Here is a 1,301-nt window from a genome sequence, read left to right on the forward strand (position 1 = left end):
CTAGTAGGGCTTTGTTACGTCTCTGGGCAAGTGGTCGTCTTGGTGGTTTCCTGATGGTATGAGGGCGAATGAACTTGCTTCGTGTAGGGGCCGGTTGGAGGAGTTCGCTGGGGAGGTGTTCGCGCCTTTGGCGCGTGCTGACCAGCGGGTGAAGGGCGGGCTGTATCTGCGGGGACTGCTGCTGGACGGGCGTCGGAAGTCGATGCAGCCGATGGCGGGGCGCCTCGGGGTGGACCACCAGCAGTTGCAGCAGTTCATGACGTCGTCGACCTGGCCGGTGGACACCGTGCGCAACAGGTTGGCCCGCCGGGCGGTGGCGGTGGTTCGGCCGCAGGTATGGGTGGTGGACGACACCGGATTCCCGAAGGACGGCACGTCCTCGCCCGGGGTGGCCAGGCAGTACTCCGGCACCCTGGGCAAGGTCGGGAACTGCCAGATAGGGGTCAGTGTCCACGCCGCGTCCGACGCCACGTCGTGCCCGCTGTCCTGGCGGCTGTTCCTGCCCAGCAGCTGGGACGAGAACGAGGCCGCTGGCCGTCGGGCCCGCTGCCGGATCCCCGAGGAAGAGCATCACCGGCCGAAGTGGCAGCTCGCGCTGGACATGCTCGACGAACTGGCTACGGTCGGGCTGCGGCCCGCGGTGCTGGTCGCGGACACCGGCTACGGAGCGAACGCCGACTTCCGCCGCGGCCTGGAAGACCGGGGCCTGGCCTATGCGCTGCAGGTCAAGGGCGAGATGACTGCCCATGCCGGGTCGGCCCTGCCGCACCAGCCGCCCTACAGCGGGCTCGGACCGCGTCCGCTGCCCCGCTACCGGACCCGACCGGTCAGCCTGCGCGAACATGTCCTGGCCGCCGGACGTGCCCGAGCGGTCACGGTCACCTGGCGCAAGGGCTCCAAAGCAGCGATGTCCGCCCGCTTCGTGTTCCTGCGCGTCCGCCTCGCCGGCCGCCGCCCCCAACCCGCCCCGGACGGTGTCATCGCACTGCGGTGGCTGATCGCCCAGTGGCCAGAAGGGGAGAACGAGCCGGTCAAGTACTGGATCTCCAACCTGCCGGCCGACATCCCGGCCCGGGATCTTGTCCGGCTCGCGAAGCTACGGTGGCGCATCGAACACGACTACCGCGAGCTGAAGACGACGCTCGGCCTCGACCATTTCGAGGGCCGATCGTTCACCGGCTGGCATCGCCACGTCACCCTCGTGACCGCCGCCCATCTCTTCCTGACCGAGCAGCGGTCCTGCCCAAAAGTCCCTGCCAGGGCCTGACTCTCCACCAGGCCCTGGCACTCCTCCAACACCT

General features: G+C 68.9%; 1 protein-coding gene. It reads left to right on the top strand.

The features are described from left to right. Positions 1-58: 58 nt before the first annotated feature. Positions 59-1,267: an IS701 family transposase gene (locus CU044_RS26015; protein WP_129771187.1), complete on the top strand. Its 1,209-nt coding sequence runs from the start codon at positions 59-61 to the stop codon at positions 1,265-1,267. The last annotated feature ends 34 nt before the right edge of the window (positions 1,268-1,301 follow it).

It is taken from the genome of Streptomyces sp. L-9-10, from assembly GCF_004151105.1.
GTDB lineage: Bacteria > Actinomycetota > Actinomycetes > Streptomycetales > Streptomycetaceae > Streptomyces.